Here is a 20,652-nt window from a genome sequence, read left to right as displayed (position 1 = left end):
ATCGGCTTTCGGCTTTGAGCAAAATGTATTTTGTAAACAACATATCACTTCAAAAACATAAAACCACTTTGTGCCTTTGTGCCTGTTGCTTTTGTCCCTATTTCAACAATGACTTTTCAAATTTATAGGAAGTTCACAAGAGTATTTATGAATTTAAGATTTTTTAACTAAAAGTTTAGCTAATTAACTAAAAAAATAGTTCAAATCGTTGTCTCATGAAAAATTAATTTTAATATCATACCAATAGCCACAATAAGCTTACGATAGGATATTGTGCGCAAGATATATTTTATCAAAAAATTGTAAGGAAAGAATGGGATGAAAGGCTTAAAATATGGGCTGGAATTATATTTTTCGGTAGAAAACTATAGTTAAAAAATAAACCGCAGAAAAAGCTTCTCTGCGGTTTAAACGAAATACCAAGTTAAAAATTATGGTCTTAAGCAGTTTTTGCTGCTTTGCGACGAAGAATTCTATTTTTCAACGATTCTATAATCATGTACATACAAGGTACAAGCAAGAGAGTTAATAGGAGTGAGCTTGTTAAGCCACCAATAATAACCCATGCCATACCGTTTTTCACTTCTGCACCAGCGCCACTTGCAATCGCAATCGGCAACATACCTGTAATCATGGCAATAGTCGTCATCAAGATTGGACGTAAACGTTCTTTACCTGCCTCAATCAATGCTTCTTTTACAGATAATCCTTTCTCTTTCAAGTGATTGGTAAAGTCGACAATCAAAATACCATTTTTAGCTACCAAACCCAATAACATAATCAAACCAACAATGGCGAAGATGGTTAGAGATTCCATCGTCAAAGCAAGAGCCAATAGCGCACCAATCAAAGCCACAGGAATTGAAAATAATACGACAAACGGATATACCACACTTTCGTACAAAGCCACCATAATGAGATATACCAAAATAACACCTAGCAAGAAAGCAAATCCGAGACTACCAAAGGCATCTTTCTGACGTTGAATTTCGCCTAAATACTCAATCGTTAATCCTTGTGGCAATTTTAATTTATCTACCTTTTTCTGAATATCTGCTACGATTGTACCAGTCGCACGACCTACTGCCGAGGCTGTTACTTTAATAGAGTTCATACGGTCCGAACGTTCCAATACCGATTGTCCAACTACCTCTGTTACAGTTGCTACATCTTTGAGCTTGATGATAGCCCCACGACTATTACGCAAGGTCAAATCACGAACGTTTTCGATAGAACGTTTGTCGGATTTATCTAAGGTGATATTGATGGGATATTCTTCGCCCGATTGTCTGAACTTAGATTGATCGTTACCTCTAAATGCCAATTGAATTGCTCCACCTACTTCAGGAACACTCAAACCAAGATTCGCAATTTTTTCACGGTCAAGTTGTACAGAGATCTCCGATTTCAAACTTTTAGTCGAAAACTCCACATAGTCTGTTCCAGGAGTTGTACGAACAATCTCCTTCACCTGATTGGCAATTTGCTGAATCTCATTCATATCGACTCCCTTAATAGCAATCTGGATAGGCGCTTCGCTATTCCCTGTAAGCCCTGTCAAACGGATTACAACTTTTACCCCAGGAATTTTGTTGATTTCGTCACGCAATTGTGTACCAAAAATCTCTGACGAAACCTTACGTTTTTCTTTAGGGACTAAGGTTACAGCTATTTCGGAAATATTACTATTGCTACCACCTGAACCCATAGCACCTGTTTGAGTACCCACATTGGCAAAAACCTTTTCTACTTCTGGTTTTTGCAAAATCATTTGCTCGATTTGCTTCGTGACCAAGTTAGTTTGTGACAAAGGCGTTTGTGGTGATAACTCTAATTGAATAGTTAATTCGCCACGGTCGCCATTTCCTGCAAAAGATGATCCAATAAAACCAGCAGGTAATAGTGAAAATGCTCCCACAAACAAGATTAAAATGGCAATCAAAACCCAACGTTTGTGATTTAAAGACCATACTAAAATTTTACCATACTGTTCTTTAACACCGTCCAAAAAGCTTTCAAAGCCTAAATTGATACGTCCCCACAGGCTTGATTTGCTTAGTATTTCTACTTTCCCCCATCTTGAAGCCAACAAAGGCGTCAAGGTGAATGACACAAACAAACTCATTAAGGTTGAGAATACTACCACTAATGAAAATTCTCTTAAGATATTACCAATCAAACCACCACTCATTGACAAAGGCAAGAATACTACAACGTCAACCAAGGTAATAGCGATTGCTGTAAATCCAATTTCCTGACGACCTTCAAGGGCTGATTCTATTTTGCCTTTACCCATTTCGAGATGTCGGTAAATGTTTTCTAAAACCACAATACTATCATCGACCAAGATACCTACAACCAATGAAAGACCCATCAAAGTCATCAAGTTGAGGGAGAAACCAAACACATACATCAAGATAAATGTTGGAATCATAGCCGAAGGAATCGCCACTAATACAAACAAGGAACTACGGAAACTATGTAAGAAAAATAGCATTACACCACCCACAATCACAATTGCCAAGAAAAGGTCATGTACTACAGCATCGGCAGAAGCCAAAGTATAAACCGATTGGTCATTGGCAATTTCGTAATCAAACTTCTGAGAAGCATATTGTTTTTTAATGTCGATTAGTTTTGCTTTTACAAACTTGCTTACATTTACGGCATTAGCATCTGCTTGTTTTACAATTTCGATACCAATACCTGCTCTACCATTGTTACGGTTGATGGTTGTCGGTTCTGTTTGAGCATCGGTAATAGTACCTAAATCAGACAATAGTACTCTGCTACCATCGGCATTTTGACGGATAATCAATCGACGAAGTTCCTCAACTTTGACCAATTTGGCATCCAAACGGATTGAAGTACGATTATCATTGTTTAGTACACTACCCGCAGGGTAAGACATATTGCTGTTGGCAATCATTTGATTGACTTGTGCCGACGAAATACTGTATGCCTGCAATTTATCATTATCAAGATTTACTTGAATTTCTCTTTCGCTACCACCAATCAAGCGTACTGTACCTACACCCGCCACATTGGCGATTTGAGGTTTGATTTTTTGGTCAATCAAATCATACAAGGCAGGCTCCGACAAGTTGGCTGAAGCACTAATACGTAATACGGGTATTTCGTCCGTATTATAGCGGTTTACCACTGGATCGTCGGCATCGTCGGGAAGTGTAGATTTGATTTGGTTAATCTTTCTTTCGGCATCACGCTGCGCATCTAGGGTATTCACACCAGATTTTAATTGAATCGTAATCAAAGAAAGACCTTCCATTGACTGCGATGACATTTTATCGATACCCTCGATAGCCGAAACTGCTTCTTCGATAGGTTTGGTGACAACATTTTGTATTTCATCCGATGAGGCTCCACGGTACATCGTTTGAACCATAATCACGTTTGCCTCAAATTTGGGCAAAAGGTTATAATTAAGCTGTTTATAGCTGACAAACCCAAATAAAATTAGCGTTACAAAAATTACGGTAATCAATAAGGGTCGTTTTATAGATAGTTCGGTAACTGACATATTCTTATGATAGTTAGCTGTTATTGATTAGACGTTTTTGTAATTTTAGTCCCGTTAGTCAAGTTGATTTGACCACTTGTAACGACCTCTTGACCTTGTTGTAAACCAGAAATAACTTCAATGTTTTCGCCAATTTCACGACCTAATGTTACTTTTTGAACAATAGCCTTTCCGTCTTGGACAACATACACATAAGGATTTTTGATACCTTCTGCCAAAGCCAATTTTGGAATTTGCAAAACGCTTCCTTTGCGACCTAAATCAAAGTTGACCATCACATACGTACCCGCACGAAGGCTGTTGCCTGTCAGGGTTAATTCTACACGGTAGTTGTGGTTTTCGTCACCTTTAGGAGAAATGAATTTTACTTTACCTACAAAAGTTTTATTCGGAAAAACATCGGTAGTAATACGTGCCGATTGACCAATTTTTAGTTGATAAACATCTTTTTCATTGACATAAACCACTGCTTTCAAATTCACATCATCCACGATGGTAGCGATAACATTACCAGGGTTTGCATATTCACCAGCCATCAATTTTCGAGAAGTAATCACACCACTAATCGGTGAAATAATATTACCATCGGCAATTTGTTGTTTGGTCAATTCGATTTGAATACGTGTATTTTCAACATCGTATTTTGAGTTGGTAACACTCACTTCTGTACCTGCATTTCCTTTGAACAAGTCGGCATTACGTTTCAAATCCTTTTCTAATTTGTCGAGCGTCAACTGATTAGCTTTCAAATTGATTTGCTTCACCTTTGAATCCAAAGAACCAATTACTTGTCCCTTTCGTACACGTGAACCAACCTCAATACCCAAAGTTTCGATTTTACCTTGAATAGCACTTGTAACAGTGGCTTCGTTGGTCAATTCGATATTGGCAGGAAGGCTTACATCACCAGCCAATTCTTGATAGCTTACTTGGTAAGTCGAAACAGCCACTGGCAATGCCGTACGGTCTACAACTACCTTGTTTGCTTCAATTTTCTTTTTGTTTTTATATAGCGTAAATCCAATTAATCCTACCAGAGCAATAATGGATAGCGTGATTACTGACTTTTTCATTGATATTTTTGATTAAAATTGATTGATATAGCTTTTTAAAGAACCTTTTGATTTTTCATATTCCAATCTCGAACTCAGCACATTGATAAGCGAAGTCATGTAATTACTTTGTGCTTCTTTGAACGAGTAATCAGAATTGAGCAAATCTGACAATGTTGCCACTCCTTTTTCGTATTCTACCGTAGTACTTTCTAAGACTGTTTTGGCAAAAGTGAGGTTTTCGCGGTTGATTCCTAAGTCCGATTGAGACTTTTGCAATTGTGCCGAGGAGTTATGATATAGCATAGAAAGGTTATCACTCATAAGCTTGTAGTTCGCTTTGGCGTTTAGCAATGAAATTTCTGCTTGCTTAAGCTGGCTGCTTTTACGATAACCACTGAACATCGGAATATTTACTTTTAAACCAACCGTTGAGAAATCAAACCATTTGCCGAATGAAGGACCAAATTCATTCCCAAAACTTTGTCCACCATAACGGGCATACATCGAAACCGTTGGCAAGAAAGCTGCTTCTTTGCGCTTTACATCAAAAGACAAAAGTGAGGCATTAGCATTTTGAATTTTAAGGTCTAATAAGTTGCCTATTTCAAATCCATTCTCTTTTTCTACTAGCGTCATTCCTTCATAATTCAAAGATTCAACATCTACTACATCTTCAGTAACGGGCATACCTATGGCATTTTTGAGACGGTTTAAAGCGATTTGCTTGTTTACCTGTAGGATTGATTTTTGGGCAACAATATTGTTCAAGCTTGCTTTAGTACGATCATACTCTGTTTTTTTAATCACGCCTTTCTCTAAACGAAGCGCCAAAATCTCTAACAAGTCTTTATATTTCTTTTCGTTTTCAAGCGTTAATTTTTCTTGTTCTTTGATGACTAATACTTGAAAATACGCACTTACTGTATTGTAAATCAGTTGCTCTTGGTTTTGTTCTTTCTTAAAAGCCGAAAGCTGGTTGTTGGGTTCGGCAGCTTTGATACCCACTAACATCGACTTGTCATAAATTACTTGGTCGAGTTGGGCTGTACCCATGGTATTGTATTGATTACCAAACTGTAATCTAATTTCTGTAGGAGAAAACGCCCCCGCAGGAATCACAGTAATTTGACGCTTTAGGTTATCATCAAATGTAATTGTACCATTTACTTGAGGCAAATATCCTGCTAATGCTTCTACAGATTTTTGTTTAGCTAAGGCTATTTCGTTCTCGTAAATCGTATTACTGACATGATTTTTGAGCGCATAATCTACACTCGTTTTTAGGGTCAAACGTTGCTGTGCCTGAGCACTTAGCGAAAGCCAACATCCTAACAGTGCTAGGTAATATGGTATTGTTTTCATAAAAGAGTAGTTGATTTTAATATTGTTGAGCTTTCAATAGTTGATTTTATCAACTATTTGGGCAAAAAAATTATTTTTCTGAATTTTGCTTTAGTTTGATTAAAACTTTGGTAAATACCTCAAGCTCTTCTTCTGTAATACCTACCAAATTTCTTTCGGTCACCACATCGATAACCTCTTGGCACTGTTTCATGATATCTTTTCCTGCTTCGGTAATCACCAAATGTTTTTTGCGACGGTCGGTGGTGTCGTTTACACGAATCAAATAGCCCATTGACTCCAACTGGTCGATATGACGCATTACGGCCGACTTGTCCTTATGAATCATTTCGGCTAAATCTGACTGAATTGTTTCTTCTTTAGAAGCAATAAGATGTAGCAAAAAATGCTGCTCAGGCAAAATCTGAATACCTGCATTAGCCAATTCACGAGCCGATTGTTTGAACAATGCTTTGACTGTATCAGCAAATAAGTATCTAAATGAATTACGTTGTACTTCCATAATCGTTGACTTTTAAAAAGTTGATTTTAAAAATAGTTGACAAAATCAACGATTCAAAATTAGATAATGAAAATGTACTTTCCAAAGAAATTTGATAAAAAGTAAAAAAAGAATATAAACGGCTCAAATGAAGCTACATAGACTTAAAAACAAAACATGAGTCATCCCTAATTTAGAGATTGAGTGCATGAGTGATTATTTTTAATCTACATTTAGTAGAGACGCAATGCTATGCGTCTAAAGGGGATATAATCACAAAAGGCGTTCGAAATGAGTTTTTCGAACGCCTTTTGTGATAAACAGTAAATAAACCCTCTTTCTCTCAATCTCAACTCTCTAAATTAGGAATGACTCATGCTAATAGTTAAGTTATCGCAAAAGAGTTGTGTTTTTACTCGATCACTAACCAAGTGTATCCCTCGGCAGGAATTTTCACTTTTACTTGAATTTCATAATTACGGTTCAAACTATATACTTTTGAGGTACCTTCTTTTTCTCTGACTTTAGCTTCTTTGGTCAATCCTGTATAATAGAGGGGGAGTATAATGGTTCTCTCTATGGCTTCGGTATTTGGATTATACAGCATGGCTAATCCTTTTTGAGCTAGGGAGCTCGATACATGAAGCAAACCATCCCAATCTCTTCCATCAGCACGACGAAGCTGAATCATATCAGCATTCAAAATATCTCTATACTTTTTATACCAGCTAATAGATTTTTGCACAACAGCTTTTGTATCATCGGTATCGTATAGTCGTGGCCCTCGATAACAGGCTTGAACACCAGCCCCATAATAAATCATCATCAGTTGTTCATAATCAGAGAGGTGCTCATTGAGAGGTTCTAAAATAGCACTCTCGTCTCCACCTTGATATTTGGTCAATGGTACAAATCCCCAACTCATCGAGCTTGTCTTTTCGATAGTGCCATCGTGGATATTTTGTCGATTCAAAATACGCTGTTGTGCTCTACTCAACGAAAAGTTTACCTCACGATAACCTAAGGCAATTTTATGAGTGCCATCCAAAAAATACCAATCTGGCGCATTGATATATACGCCACTTTCATTCAACCAACGATATAACTCTTTCTGGATATTCATTTGTTTCCATTGCGAATCAGCCAAATTCTCGTGACCAGGGTGTTTGGTCGAAGCACATACATCGCCAGGGTATGGACCATCGTTTTCCCAAATATCAAAATGAGTTACTGCAAAAAAGTGTTTGATTTTATCTCGGTAATCAAGTCCCCACTTACTTCCAAAGCAAGGCGCATTTCCAAAAAACGCATGCCCAGTTTTTCCCGTTACTGGATCTACTACGTCATTGTCATCATCGATTCGGCGACTACTAAACAAAGAATATCCACCCAATAGTATTCCTTTGGAATGAGCATAGTCTGCTAATTTTTTCCAGCGAGATAAATTTAACTCGCTAGTATCTTCCATATTGAGGTGACTTCCAAAACTCAAAATCAAAGCTTCGTACCCTGTTGCAGCACATTGATTGATACAATTGACAACTTGTTCGTCATTTTGACTGACCAAGTGCATGAAAATAGGATTTTGAGTTGTCCATGGAGCTATAGTACGATACATTTTACGAATCATTAAACCCCTACGCTGACGATCGTAAGAGTCCATCAACAGCTCGTGTGTACGTACAGATTTATAACTTTCACCATTAGCAATTTTAATATGAGAGACCTTTTCGGGATATACCTCAAACAAGCAAGGTGTTTCGTAATTGTAATTTACCTGTGAGGTATAAGTCGAATCTATCAGCCAATGAGTGGTTTGGTCACTAATATCATAACGCATAGCATTGTTAAAAGCATAATTAGTTTCGAAGTAAATACCATGCTGTTTTTTCATCTGCGTTGGACTCCCTACTACGGCACTTTCTTCTTCTACCAAGCCTAAAATTTCATTTACTACTCTATCGACATGAATCGTTTTATGGCTCTGATTGATTACCTCTACCCATTTGATAATCAATGGAATATTATCATACAACTCATAGTTAACTTGTATTTTAATACCTTGTAAATCTTGCACTTGAGGCAAAAAACTTAGTATCAATCGTTTGCCTTCTGGATGTTTTGTATTGGATGCCCATGTGCTAGCTTTCCAATTGACAAAAGGCTCAACAGATTTTACTTCGAATGACTGATAAACAAAGTCGGAGCTTCCTTTACGAAGACCTTTTAACCATTCTTTTTTTAAGTAGGCATTTTCTTTTTGCCCTTCTAAGCCACCAACACAATACGTTTTTCCATCTATTATTACTCTAGCTTCTGGCTTTAGCGAACGTATCAATTGTTGCTGAGTGCATTTGTTAAAATAGTCATAACAAACTAAGTTGTCGCCCAGAAAAAAACTTCTGCGAACAAGACCATTATCTAAAATAATGTGAGAATCCTTGATTTGAATTTGTGATTTTTGAGCTATTGGATGAACAAGCCAATCTTGTTCAATAGTTTGATTTTGAGAGAATAGATTACTAATTGTTCCCAGAATGAGAGCAATAGATAAAAGTTTTTTTTTCATGAATTAAATAAATTTTAGGTTTGAAAATTGGGTTTTAATAGAGGAATCTTGCGTAAAATAAATCTTTACACATCAACCTTTTGAAAAAGAAAAATTAGGAAAATAATACCCTACTTTTTGCAACACCAAAGAATAATTCTATTTTTCAAGACCTACCAAATTTACTTTCTCAAATTTAATCTTTGATTAAAATATCTATACCATTTTGTTTTTCAAGTCTAAAACCTTCTACAAAAAGGCTATTCAAAAAATCGTCAAATGTGTTTAAATCTGTCATTCCGCGTTTTTTCATCAAATCAAAGCCTTCACGCTGTTCTTCCAACTTCAATACAGTAGCAATACGATGTTGTATCGGCGAAGCCTTAGTAACTGGCTGTTTATATACTTTCGAATTCTTGTACTCTAAGTATTCTTTGAGTAATTGTTGCTTGACGATTGCTACGTAGATGGCACCCGAAAGTGACTTAATACTTCCTCTGTCCTTCTTTTTTGTAAGTTCATTGATTACAAACATGATGTACTCATCGTCGATAGTTCCAGCTCTTAGCAAATCACTGATTTCTTGCATTGAGTTGAGACTAATACCGTTTTCGGAAAGTTTACTCTGAATAACCACGGGTAAAATAATATCTTCGTCGAGGCGTAATACCATCTGACGGTCAATAATAAACTCCACTAACTTCACAGATCGACCATCTTTGATTTCTTTGAAAGAAAATGACATATCTGTACTTGCTAACTCTTTTTGAGAAACCAACAATACCCATTTTTTGAAGTCATAAAAGTTTGGGTACTGGTTTTCGATGCCCAAAATACTTCGTAGCTCCTGAACTTCAATTGTAAAATTACTTGCGTTGTAGGCTGTTGCTTTCAGCAGCCAATAAATTCGGTAGGAATAGTAACTTCTTAATTGTAACAATACTTTGATTTCTGCTACTGTAAAATTTCCTTTGAGTTGCAGAAGGTACGGCTTTACAAAGTGGTTGAGCTGTGCCACAATAAAACCTGAGCCATCTTTGTAACGACAGGTTGCCATCAATGGATCACTTATAATTTCACGCTTTCCGTTCGAATCCATCGTTTCTATTGTTATTACCTTACTAGATAACTTCACAACGGCCTCTTTTACTTCCTGATATGATTTTCCCCCATCAACGTTGGCACATACTTCGGATATAGGAATACGACAAAGCGCAAATTCGGTATCGCCTTTGTTGATACGTGCTAACAACGCCACAAAAAGACGAGTTTCCATCAAGGACATATTAAACCTCGCCTTTACCAACTCATTGTGCTGTGCTACAGTTATATCCGACTCAACGAAACTATATTTTTTTACAGATTTCATATATCAAAAATAAATTATTTACGAGATACATCAAAGAATTCTCGCAAATAAAACAAACGGGGTTTTTCTCGTAATTAGCGTGTCTCTAAAATTGTTAATTGGATTAAAATAGGATAACTCCATTTATTATGATTTTTCTATAAAAAAACGAATTACACCTGCTTTTTACATACCATTTGACGGGGGATTTCTCGTAGTTAACGGGGTTTTTCTCGTAGTTAACGGGGTTTTTCTCGTAGTAACGGGGTTTTTCTCGTAGTTAACGGGGGATTTCTCGTAGTTAACGGGGTTTTTCTCGTAGTTAGACGGGGTTTTTCTCGTAATTAGACGGGGTTTTTCTCGTAATTATACATTTGTAAAATACTGAAAATCAATTAGTTGCGAATCAATTTTTTCCCTATAATAAGTAATATAGAAATAGCTACTAATTAGTAGTGGTTAAATTTTAAAAAAAAAGATATAAATAAGATATTCCGCGACGGGGTTTTTCTCGTAATTCATTTTGGTATTAAGGTAGGAGAAAAATCTTTTAAGCTTGGATATACAGCTACTATAGACAAGGCTAGCGTAAGCCTTAAAAAATTTGAAATATAATTTAGAATCATAAAAACATAATCTTAACTTAAGGTTTTTATAGAGTCTTGTTATGGGTCAAAAAACCTATTTTAGAAATAAATAGCTTTGAACAATTTAATCATGTTGAAGAAAATATATTTGATAGCTTTCATTCTTGGTGCGTCACTTGAATGCTTTGCTCAGAAGCAAGGCATCAAAGACTACTATCAAGCCTATTTTCCTATTGGTGTCGCTGTAAATCAAACAGTACTATCCAGTGATCCTGAAAGCAAATTGATAATCAAACATTTCAATAGCATCACGCCAGAAAATGCTATGAAAATGGAGCCGATTCATCCAGCCGAAAATGAATATAATTGGGCACCAGTCGATGAAATTCTTGCGTTTGCTAAGATTCATGGAATGGCAATGCGTGGCCACACACTGTGCTGGCATAACCAAGCGCCTGCGTGGTTTTTTATGAAAGATGGCATGAAAGTGAGTAAAGCTGTCTTACTCGAACGCTTGAAGATACATATCGGTATGATTATGTCGCGCTATCGAGGGCAAATTTATGCCTATGATGTGGTTAATGAAGCCGTATCTGATGCAGGAACTGAAATGCTTCGACCAAGTCCATTTTTGGAAATAATAGGGGAGGAATACATTGCAAAAGCCTTTGAGTATGCACATACTGCTGATCCAACAGCGCAACTTTTTTATAACGATTATAATACCGAAAATCCTCAAAAAAGAGAAAAAATCTATCAGTTATTGAAAGGTTTATTAGCTAAAGGGGTACCGATTCATGGAGTAGGATTGCAGGGGCATTGGTCTATTTATGAACCTTCCAATCAAGCGTTGGAAGAGTCTATCAAAAAGTTTTCTTCTTTAGGATTAAAGATTCAAATTACCGAAATGGATATCTCTGTTTTTCAAAAAGAACATGATAGTCGTCCCAAAAACGCCAAAGATAAACTAGTGCTCACAGACGCTCTTTTACAGAAACAGGCTGAACATTATGGTAAAATATTTGAAATTTTAAGAAAATATAAAACTTCGATTACTGGAGTTACCTTCTGGAACGTATCTGATAAGCATTCTTGGCTCGATAATTTTCCTGTGAAAGGAAGAAAAGATTACCCTCTGCTTTTTGATGAAAACTGTAATCCTAAACCAGCTTATTTTAAGGTTATTGAATGGAAAAAGTAAGTATTAAGCCGTAGGCAGTAAGCAAAAAATGTAATCAAGATTTCACTAGAGACACTTTTATCCTTTTAGCATACGGCATACAGCTTAATGCCTATTGCGGGTAAAATTATTTTAATTTTGCATTATTAAACTGTTTACCTTGTTAACTTATTCAAACGTGTTTGGTAAGCTTGCCAGTAATTTCGTTGTGTTTTTTCAGGTAAAAAAGAAGATTCAATTAGGGCTGAAACCCTTTCTGATTGCTTGAACATAAAATCCAAAATTCTTTCTACCGTCTTTGTCGAAATTTGAGCTTCTTGAGCTAATAGAATAAACTGTTGATAGATTTTCCCTTTTGCTATGATTTTAGGCAAAAGTCCATCTTCTAGAGCAAAGTCTCCATCGTTGATATGCAAGCGACTGTTGAGTAAATCATAAGCAGGACTAAGTTTGAAATCACCCAATTCTGTTTCGATAAGCGAAAAGTTTTTGTAGTGAGCATCACCATTAGAAAATAGATAATTAAATAAGAGCAATTTCCAAAGCTTAGGAGCTTCGATACTGTAGGCAGGTACATATTTTTTAAGAATCATGAATAGCTCCAAATAGTTACCTTGATATTTGTAATGGGTTCCGTGTGTTTGAGGGGTTCTGCCTGCCAAAGATGCAAAATCTTCTTTGGCCCATTTGCTTCCGTCTTTCTTCAAATCAAAACGCTTAGTTAAGTAGGCTGGCTGTTCATTTTGAAAAAAAATCAAAACATTTTCTGCTGTTTCTATGTCAAAAACCTGCCTAGCAATTTGCATAGTCAAATGCTCATTGGCTGGCATTAGCGCTGCGTTTTTACCTGTCGATGGAATAGGTTTTAAAATATAAGCACCTCGTTCGCCTTCATTCACTAATCGTAAACGATTTTTTTCTAAAAGCATCGAAAATTTTTCTTGCACCCCTGATACTGATATTCTCGTATGGTTTTCTTGAAAAAGTTCATCAGTGTTTATATTGCCTACGGGCGATAGATATGGCAAAATAGGAGATACCTTACGACCATCGAACATTTGATTTAAACATGTTTTACTGTAGGCGTCATATCCCATCGTCAAAGTACCTGGACATCTATCAAAGTGCATACAATAGAAGGTTTGGGGTTTAGTTACTTGGTAATTCTTGAACAGTTACTGCTCCAATGCTATCGTGTCGGGCAGTTATAAGCAATAACCCAAAATAGTCATCGGAGTCTATTCGCATTAGTTGACATACTACTTGTTTGTTGACTCCTTCTGGAAGCATATTGTAAAAAAAAGGAAATAGTACTTCCGAGGTATAGCATTGTGATGTCTTTGGCAAAGTCAAACTCACGCTAGGTTTACTAGGATTCGCAAACCATGTGTCCAAATAGCAAAAAGTAAAACTACCATTATCTTCATGAGTCAAAAAACCAGCTTGTTGATTTTTATAAAATACTTGGGCTTGCCTCATACCTTTTTACAGTTCTTTTATTTTGAAACATAATTCCAGTCCTAAAGCATCACCTAATTTTTGGAGTGTTTCGGCAGTAGGATTTCCTTTACCACTTTCAAACTGCTTGAGCGTGCGTAGCCCGACACCCGAAAGTTCTGCTAAAGTCTCCTGTGTTACTTGTAGCATCTCTCGTCTTTCCTTGATTGTTTGAATTAGTATTTTAAAGTGCATTATATTGCTCTTTTGAAAGGTTATTTTTTGTTTAAATCAAAAATACATAAAAAAGTGTATTAAATGGCACTTATTGAAAGAAAAGTAAAAAATACGTCTAAAGTTATACCTGATACTTAATAAAATGAGTTTTAGAATACTTTGAAAAACGGTATAAAAAAACGGTATAATAAAATAGACCTTCAATTTGTAAAAATTAGGGCAGGAGACTTGTACCAGAAATGGACCGTATTTGGCACTTAGATTTTCAGATAATTTACCTTAATTCGACAAGTCTGACTAATTGAACATGAGGTAATCATATTTAGTTATTTGTGCTATATATTTTTTTACCTTTTTATCTACTTTGAACCACACAAAATTTCTATACAATATTTTACTAATTACAAACAATGGGTACAGAATAAAACTCTATTTGATAGGTAGAGTTTTGTAGGATTCAAAAACAATTTTAAAAGATAAATGAAAATTAATAAAAGCTTTTTAGTACTCTTCAGCAGTTTGTTACTAGCAAACTCAGATGGCCTCTTTGCGCAAGAGGATAAGATACTTTACAACGAAGTAAAAACGTATATTAACCCCGTGCTACCTGGCGACCACCCAGACCCAACACTATTGAAAGTAGGAGATGATTTTTACCACTGTGGCTCAAGTTTTCATTTTACGCCTTACATGCCTATTTATCACTCTAAAGACTTGGTGCATTGGCGTATCATTAGCAGGGTGTTGCCCCCTCAAAAAGCCCATTGGGTAACAGACCAACCGTCGGCTGGCACTTGGCAGGGAGCTATTACTTATTTTTATGGTTCTTACTGGATTTACTTTTCAGCTAATGGACAATGGTTTAGCAAAGCAAATTCTCCTTTAGGACCTTGGTCAGAGCCTGTTCAAGTAAAGTCAAATCCCAAAACAGGTCCATTAGGTTATGATAATTCTATTTTTGTGGATGATGACGGTAAGCCCTATATGGTTATCAAAAACGGACAGAAAACGAATCGTTTGCAAGAGTTAGGAAAAGATGGACAATTGACCTCAAGTGTTATAGACTTGGATTGGATCAATGCCAAATTACAATATAGTTGGGCAGAGGGGCCTGTAATGTGTAAAAGAAATGGCTATTATTATTACTTTCCCGCAGGCGATGTTTCGGGAGGACAATATGTGCTTAGAGCTACAGCTCTTACAAGCGACTCTACTAAATGGGAGAGGCTTGGCGAGTTTTTTAAACCTATTAATGACGAAAAAGTAGGATTTAGAAGACCTAACCACATTGCAGCTCCTATACAATTAGCCGATGGAACTTGGTGGACAATTGGGCAAAGCTATGAAAGATATAATCAAGATGATTGGTCAGGAACAGGTCGACAAACAGCGCTTTATCCTGTAGTATGGGAGGGTGACCGCCCTTGGGGAATGGCGCCTACTACCCAGCCTGTGCTCAAACCTAACTTGCCCAAATCGGGGATTGCATGGCGAAGTGTAGCCTCCGATGATTTTGAGTCAGGGGATCTGTCTCTTGATTGGCATTTTTTGAAAAAGAAACATGCCGATTTGTATGATTTAACAGCCCGAAAAGGTTGGCTCAAACTTCTGCCCGATTCATTACGTACGAGTATTGTCCAGAAAGAAACCGACCATTATTACTCAACCGTGACCAAGCTCGATTTTAATGCGCAAAACGAAGCTGAAAAGGCAGGGCTTTATTTAAGCAATGGCGCTCAAACCGTAATTGTTAGATTATATAGTGGGTATGACAATGGAAAGAAAATCATCTTTAGTTTTGAAAATAATACACAGAGTATTCCCAACAATTTTGGAGATTTGGTATGGCTTAAAATCGAGAGAAATCTTCATGAACTCAAAGCTTATGCGAGTGGTGATGGAAACAACTGGAAAGCTGTTGGAAGTCCCATATATGTGCAGAATTTAGACAAAGTTCAACCTAATTATAATTCATGGGTAGGAACAAGTATTGGTTTGTTTACCGAGCGTAAAAGCGCTGATTTTGATTGGTTTATTTGTAAAGATGGTTTTTCTAAATTGCCATCTGTAGGAATGAGTAATTTTTACGGAGTCGAAAAAACCAACCAAGAATCTGTAGTAAATACTTCCGAAAATGGTGGCTGGATGATGATTTCAGGAGTTGATTTGGGATTGCAAAAAAAGAATGCTAAAGGAATCGAAATTCAATACAATGCAGAAACCAATGGCGTAATAGAACTATGGATAGATGATTTGAGAACAGGAAAACTAATAGCAAAAATACCTTATGTATCAGGTAAAAATAGTGTGCGTAAAAGTATTAAAGCCATAGCTGGACACCATGATATTTTTGTAAAATTTCCTGTAGGTAAATCCCATAAATTGCAAATAAAATCCCTGCAATTTTTACTATAGTTTAAAATCTATAACATAAAAAATTACCATCTTTAGCTCTGTATTTTTAGAGAATAACTGAAGTATTAATGCAAAATAAAATAGTATTAATACGCATTAGGCAGTATGCCGTAGGCAATAGGCAAAAAAGCTTTACTTATTCCATAAGAAATACTTTTTAAATTTAGCCTATGGCATAAAGCCTAGAGCTTAAAGCGGATAAAATTATTTTAATTTTGCCCACTAACATATCTTGATAACTATGAAAAAGAATGCCGTATTTGTTCTATTTTGTTTGTTTTGTTTCTGTGGTAAAACCCTTGCCCAAAATCCTAATTTTCATATTTACCTCAGTTTTGGACAATCTAATATGGAGGGAAATGCTAAGTTTGAGCCACGAGATACGATTGATGTAAATCCAAGATTTAAGGTTTTGGAAGCCGTAGATTGCCCAAATTTGAATAGAAAAATGGGTGAGTGGTACACCGCCGTACCACCACTTTGTCGTTGCAATACAGGACTGACGCCTGTCGACTATTTTGGAAGAACTATGATTCAAAATTTGCCAGAATTTGTCAATGTCGGTGTGATTAATGTGTCTATCGGAGGCTGTAAGATTGAACTCTTTGACAAAGATAAATCTGATTATTATGTAACTAACATAGCTCCTAATTGGATGAAAAATATGATAAAATCGTATGAAGGAAATCCCTACAAGCGATTGATAGACATGGCCAAATTGGCACAAAAAGAAGGTGTTATCAAAGGTGTTCTTTTACATCAGGGAGAGTCAAATACTAATGATTCTTTGTGGACAAAAAAGGTGAAAATTGTTTACGATAACTTGCTCCAAGACCTTAATCTACCTCCAAACTCTATTCCTTTATTGGCAGGCGAAACCGTTCATGCCGAGCAAGGAGGAATTTGTGCAAGCATGAATACTATTATTGCTACTTTACCTCAAACTATTCCAAGTGCTTGCATCATTTCGTCGAAAGGTTGTACCGATGCTGCTGATAACTTACATTTTGATGCTGTTGGCTATCGAGAATTGGGTAAAAGATATGCAGAAAAAATGCTTTCTTTGATGGGGTATAAACTCTCAAATTCAAAATAAGTTGCTGTGTGAAATATGACTACATTATTATTTAATAAATTTCTGATAATTAACTATTTAACCTTGAAAATGTCACAATGAAACAGTCTCTATTAATTTTTATTTTTATCTTTTTTACCTCAAAAGCATATACCCAAAAAATTGATAAAGAAGCTCCTAAGGGCTTTGATCAAGTCCGAACGGGAATTGCTACAGGTAAATTAGATACCATAAAGTACCAGTCAAAAACTGTTGGCACAACTCGAAAAGCCTTAGTTTATACACCTCCAGGTTTTAACAAAAAAGCCAAGTATCCTGTATTGTATCTTTTGCATGGCATTGGTGGTGACGAAAAAGAATGGCTCAATGGAGGAAAGCCACAAGTGATTTTGGATAATTTATATGCAGAAGGGAAAATTCAGCCGATGATTGTAGTAATGCCTAATGGGCGTGCTATGAAAGATGACCGTGCTGTTGGCAATATTATGGCTGCCGACAAGGTGCAAGCTTTTGCTACTTTCGAACAGGATTTATTGAATGATTTAATTCCTTTTATTGAAAAAAACTATCCAACATTAACAGACCGAGAGAATCGCGCTATAGCTGGGCTTTCGATGGGAGGTGGGCAATCGCTTAATTTTGGACTGGGTAATTTGTACAAATTTGCATGGGTTGGAGGTTTTTCATCTGCTCCTAACACCAAAGTTCCAAAAGAACTAATACCTAATCCTGAAGAAGCTAAAAAGAAGCTCAAACTCCTCTGGATTTCTTGTGGTGATAATGATGGTCTACTTTCGTTTAGCAAACGTACACATGAGTATTTGTATCAAAACGATGTTCCTCATATTTATTACCTAGAGCCTGGTGTTCATGATTTCAAAGTTTGGAAAAATGGTTTGTATATGTATTCACAGTTTTTGTTTAAACCTGTTGATGTTTCTTCTTTTACCAAATATACTGTATTAGGCACTCCCGCCAGTACTAATATTCGTAATGCGCAATATCCTCAAATTTTGCCCGATAATCGTGTGGTATTCAAAGTAAAAGCCCCAAATGCCCAAAAAGTACAAATTGATTTAGGGAAAAAATACGATATGGTCAAAGACAGTAGTGGTTTTTGGCACGTTACCACCGACTCTATTAGTCGTGGCTTTCATTATTACTCATTACTGATTGATGATGTACCTCTTGCCGACCCTGCCAGTGAAACTTTTTATGGTATGAGTCGCCAAGCAAGTGGAATCGAAATTCCTTATAAAGAAGGAGGTTTTTATGCTCTTAAAGACGTACCCCATGGCGATATTCGTATCAAAAAATATTTCTCAAAAGCGAGTAATACATGGCGTGAAATGTATATTTATACGCCACCAGGTTATGACAAATCAACTGAAAAATATCCTGTTTTATACTTGCTACATGGTGGTGGCGAGGATCAACGTGGTTGGGCTACTCAAGGTCGTACCGATTTGATTTTGGATAATTTGATAGCAGAAAAGAAAGCCAAACCTATGGTTATTGCTATGCTCGATGGTAATTTTTATGGAAATGGGGGCGGCATTGCAGGTTTTGGAGAATCGCAACTCAAAGCTTTTGAAAATGAACTTTTGAATGGGGCAATTCCTTACATAGAAAGTAATTTTCGAGTAGAAACAGACGCTAAAAACCGAGCCTTGGCAGGTTTGTCGATGGGAGGGTTACAAACACTTTACGCAGGGATCAAAAACACCAACGTTTTCTCGTATTTGGGCGTATTTAGCTCTGGCTGGTGGGCCAATAATCCGAAACTATCTGAGCCTCAATATGAATTTATGAAAAATAATTCCTCAATCATCAACTCCAACCTCAAAGAATTATGGATTTCGATGGGCGGAAAAGAAGATATTGCTCATGCTAACTGCCAAATTATGCTGAAAAAATTTAATGATATGAATATCAAATACCAATATAGCGAATATGCTGGAGGGCACACTTGGCCTGTTTGGCGTCATGATTTATTTGCTTTTGCACAAAAACTATTTTATTAATTGACACTAAGCGGCAGGCGCTAAGATTATTTATAATAGTCAGTATTTTATATCTTAATAGTAGTCTAGGTATATACTAAAAATAAAGATGAGTCATCACGAATTTCGTGATGACTCATCTTGTTTACTTGGTACTATCCAGCTTGAGACTTATCAGACTTTGATAAGCTTTTTTAGGTTCTAAAGTTCTGTCAAATAGGAGAGGATAATTGGTGCGATTAGGTATCGGAAAACCATTGAGCCAAGAGTGATGGTCATCGACACCCCAAAAAGTAATTCGACTAATTTTGTCTCTATGTTTTAGGAATAATTTGAAAAGCTCAGAGTATCGACTCGCCAATACAGTCTGAACAGAATCAGGGAGTGTGTCTTTGTAGGGATTCATTTTTGGGTCTTCTTGAAAACGTTGATTAACGTCTGCACCACGCAAATCCCAAGGGTTGGGTAGTACTGTCAAGTCCAATTCGGTGAAGGCGACTTTTAGTCCCATTTGCGCAAATTCAAGAATCGAATCTTCAATGTCTTTTAGGTTATTAGAATTTATGCTCCAATGCCCTTGAATGCCAACACCATTTATTTTTACCCCATTTTCTTGTAGTTTTTTTATCAATGCAATTGCACCTTTTCGTTTGGTGGGCTGTTCGATGTTGTAATCATTATAATATAAATCAGCTTTGGGATCTACTTGTGCAGCTAATTCAAAAGCCTCTTTTATATAAGTATCGCCAAGTTTATTAAAGAAAATAGATTTTCGATACGTTCCATCCTCGTTGAGGGCTTCGTTGACGACATCCCAGCTATTAATCTTGCCTGCATAGCGTCCCATTACGGTTTTGATATGTTCTTTCAAGAATATACGTAACGAATCAGGACTACCTATTTTATAAACAAAATTTGGTAACTGAGAATGCCAAACTAACGTATGTCCAACAATGTACATTTGGTTTTTGAGTCCATAATCTACAAACTTGTCAGCCAGATTGAAGTTGTATCTATTGACGTCTGGATGAATTAACTGAGACTTCATGATATTCTCAGCAGTGATGGCGTTAAACTCTTTCTTTATCAGTTGATTAGCCTTTTCATTTTTTTCTAAAATATGTTCAGATCCTAGGGCTGTTCCTATCAAAAAATCTTCTTGGTAGGCTGATTTTAGAGAATTAGCATTTGTTTGTGCTTGCAAGCTTTGTAGACAGACTATCGAAGCCCCAAGTGTTAAAAGTGTTTTGATTTTCGTGTTCATTATACGTGTTTGTTGTGTACTGTATGTACATTTTTGTAAGGGATAGGTAAAAGGATAGACCTAGCAAAGAATTTTTCTTTGCCATATCTTTCGACAGAATTTGGTTTATGAATACACTA

At 36.4% G+C, this 20,652-nt stretch carries 14 protein-coding genes; 4 read left to right on the top strand and 10 right to left on the bottom strand.

Annotated elements, in window-relative coordinates; genetic code table 11:
- Positions 1 to 439 precede the first annotated feature (439 nt).
- The 6 genes from QM491_RS16605 to QM491_RS16580 all read right to left on the bottom strand — a co-directional run bounded on the left by QM491_RS16605 (position 440) and on the right by QM491_RS16580 (position 10,356).
- A complete protein-coding gene (locus QM491_RS16605; RefSeq protein WP_283328692.1) occupies positions 440 to 3,541 on the bottom strand; it encodes an efflux RND transporter permease subunit in 3,102 nt (1,033 codons plus the stop codon).
- Positions 3,542 to 3,561: 20 nt separating this feature from the next.
- On the bottom strand, positions 3,562 to 4,614 hold the full coding sequence (locus tag QM491_RS16600) for an efflux RND transporter periplasmic adaptor subunit (RefSeq protein WP_283328691.1): 1,053 nt from the start codon (positions 4,612 to 4,614) through the stop codon (positions 3,562 to 3,564).
- Positions 4,615 to 4,626: 12 nt separating this feature from the next.
- Positions 4,627 to 5,958, bottom strand: coding sequence for a TolC family protein (locus tag QM491_RS16595; RefSeq protein WP_283328689.1), 1,332 nt, complete (start codon positions 5,956 to 5,958; stop codon positions 4,627 to 4,629).
- 70 nt (positions 5,959 to 6,028) lie between these two features.
- On the bottom strand, positions 6,029 to 6,460 hold the full coding sequence (locus tag QM491_RS16590; protein WP_095163830.1) for a MarR family winged helix-turn-helix transcriptional regulator: 432 nt from the start codon (positions 6,458 to 6,460) through the stop codon (positions 6,029 to 6,031).
- Positions 6,461 to 6,851: 391 nt separating this feature from the next.
- Positions 6,852 to 9,008: an alpha-galactosidase gene (locus tag QM491_RS16585; RefSeq protein WP_283328687.1), complete on the bottom strand. Its 2,157-nt coding sequence runs from the start codon at positions 9,006 to 9,008 to the stop codon at positions 6,852 to 6,854.
- Between the two features lie 175 nt (positions 9,009 to 9,183).
- The gene (locus QM491_RS16580; protein ID WP_283328685.1) at positions 9,184 to 10,356 is read right to left on the bottom strand and encodes a replication initiation protein; all 1,173 of its coding nucleotides are present in this window, start codon (positions 10,354 to 10,356) and stop codon (positions 9,184 to 9,186) included.
- Between the two features lie 696 nt (positions 10,357 to 11,052).
- On the opposite strand from QM491_RS16580, the gene QM491_RS16575 reads away from it, so the two are divergent.
- Complete coding sequence (locus QM491_RS16575; protein ID WP_283328684.1) at positions 11,053 to 12,123, top strand: endo-1,4-beta-xylanase; 1,071 nt, start codon at positions 11,053 to 11,055, stop codon at positions 12,121 to 12,123.
- Between the two features lie 134 nt (positions 12,124 to 12,257).
- On the opposite strand, the gene QM491_RS16570 is transcribed toward QM491_RS16575, so the two are convergent.
- From QM491_RS16570 to QM491_RS16560, 3 genes are read right to left on the bottom strand one after another with little or no spacing between them, the layout of a single operon-like run.
- On the bottom strand, positions 12,258 to 13,232 hold the full coding sequence (locus tag QM491_RS16570) for a type II toxin-antitoxin system HipA family toxin (protein WP_283328682.1): 975 nt from the start codon (positions 13,230 to 13,232) through the stop codon (positions 12,258 to 12,260).
- 19 nt (positions 13,233 to 13,251) lie between these two features.
- Positions 13,252 to 13,581: a HipA N-terminal domain-containing protein gene (locus QM491_RS16565; protein ID WP_283328681.1), complete on the bottom strand. Its 330-nt coding sequence runs from the start codon at positions 13,579 to 13,581 to the stop codon at positions 13,252 to 13,254.
- A gap of 6 nt (positions 13,582 to 13,587) precedes the next feature.
- Entirely contained in the window at positions 13,588 to 13,794 is a 207-nt protein-coding gene (locus QM491_RS16560) for a helix-turn-helix domain-containing protein (protein ID WP_283328679.1), read from the bottom strand.
- Between the two features lie 462 nt (positions 13,795 to 14,256).
- On the opposite strand from QM491_RS16560, the gene QM491_RS16555 reads away from it, so the two are divergent.
- From QM491_RS16555 to QM491_RS16545, 3 genes are all read left to right on the top strand, one after another.
- Positions 14,257 to 16,191: a family 43 glycosylhydrolase gene (locus tag QM491_RS16555; protein ID WP_283328677.1), complete on the top strand. Its 1,935-nt coding sequence runs from the start codon at positions 14,257 to 14,259 to the stop codon at positions 16,189 to 16,191.
- A gap of 241 nt (positions 16,192 to 16,432) precedes the next feature.
- A complete protein-coding gene (locus tag QM491_RS16550) occupies positions 16,433 to 17,287 on the top strand; it encodes a sialate O-acetylesterase (RefSeq protein ID WP_283328675.1) in 855 nt (284 codons plus the stop codon).
- 77 nt (positions 17,288 to 17,364) lie between these two features.
- On the top strand, positions 17,365 to 19,290 hold the full coding sequence (locus QM491_RS16545; RefSeq protein WP_283328673.1) for an alpha/beta hydrolase-fold protein: 1,926 nt from the start codon (positions 17,365 to 17,367) through the stop codon (positions 19,288 to 19,290).
- 124 nt (positions 19,291 to 19,414) lie between these two features.
- On the opposite strand, the gene QM491_RS16540 is transcribed toward QM491_RS16545, so the two are convergent.
- Positions 19,415 to 20,533 (bottom strand): endo-1,4-beta-xylanase, encoded by a 1,119-nt coding sequence (locus QM491_RS16540; protein ID WP_283328671.1) that lies wholly within the window; start codon positions 20,531 to 20,533, stop codon positions 19,415 to 19,417.
- Positions 20,534 to 20,652: the final 119 nt, after the last annotated feature.

Source organism: Flectobacillus longus, assembly GCF_030056705.1.
GTDB classification, from domain to species: Bacteria; Bacteroidota; Bacteroidia; order Cytophagales; family Spirosomataceae; genus Flectobacillus; species Flectobacillus longus.
This window is presented reverse-complemented; position numbering and strand designations above follow the sequence as displayed.